The sequence below is a fragment of the Streptomyces sp. ActVer genome (genome assembly GCF_027270795.1).
Classification (GTDB): domain Bacteria; phylum Actinomycetota; class Actinomycetes; order Streptomycetales; family Streptomycetaceae; genus Streptomyces; species Streptomyces umbrinus_A.
Genome location: NZ_JAPWHT010000962.1, coordinates 1 through 913 on the forward strand (window position 1 = coordinate 1; position 913 = coordinate 913).

Below are 913 nucleotides of genomic sequence, written 5' to 3' on the forward strand. Positions count from 1 at the left end.
CGGCCCCTCGTACAGCGCTCCGTCCAGCCACAGCGCGCCGCCGACCCCGGTACCGAGCGTCATGCCGAGGACGTGCCGCTCGCCCGCGACGGCACCCCGGGCCACCTCGCCGCGCAGGAACGCGTTGACGTCGTTGTCCAGGAAGACCGGAACGCCGAGTGCGGCCTCCATGGTCGCCGTCACCTCGAAGCCGGCCCAGGCGTGGAAGGAGTCGCTGGCCACGAGGACGCGCCCGGCGCGGGCGTCGACCAGACCCGCCGCGCCCACCCCGACGGCGCGCAGCCGGGCCGGTACGCGCGCCAGGAGCAGGCCCAGGGCGTCGAGCGCGGCGCCGACCATCGCCGTGCCGCCCTCCGCGGCCGGGGTGGGCACCTCGTGGCTGTCCACGACGTCGAGTTCGGGTGTGCAGAGCACGACCTGCGTGGTCGTGCCGCCGATGTCGACACCGGCGAACACCTCGGGGGCGGTGGCGGGCGGGTGCGGCTGGGGTGGACGCGGCTGGGGTGCGGTCACGCCCCGCCCTCCGTTCCGGCGGCGGCGAGCGCGGCCTGTCGTTCGGTACGGCGCACACGTTGGAGCACCGGGTCGGGTACGGGCACGGCGGCGATGAGCCGGCGGGTGTAGTCCGTCTCCGGACGGGTGAGGGTGGTCGCGGTGGCGCCCTCCTCCTCGACCCGGCCCGCCCGCATGACGACGACGCGCCGTGCGAACTGCTGGACGACCGCGAGGTCGTGGGAGACGAAGAGGCAGGCGAAGCCGAGCTCGTCCTGGAGCTCGGCGATCACGTCGAGGACGGTCTGCTGCACGCTGACGTCGAGCGCGCTGGTCGGCTCGTCGGCGACCAGCAGCCGGGGGTCGAGGACCAGCGCCCGGGCGAGACTCACCCGCTGCCGCTGGCCCCCGGACAAGATCG

At 75.4% G+C, this 913-nt stretch carries 2 protein-coding genes; both read right to left on the reverse strand.

The window, feature by feature from the left end; all coding sequences use genetic code 11:
• On the reverse strand, window positions 1-456 hold a 456-nt coding region (locus O3Q52_RS53615), incomplete at its 3' end, for an ROK family protein (protein ID WP_269655616.1).
• A 53-nt stretch (window positions 457-509) separates the two neighbouring features.
• Window positions 510-913 (reverse strand): ATP-binding cassette domain-containing protein (locus tag O3Q52_RS53620; RefSeq protein ID WP_269655615.1); only part of this gene is annotated, 404 nt, incomplete at its 5' end.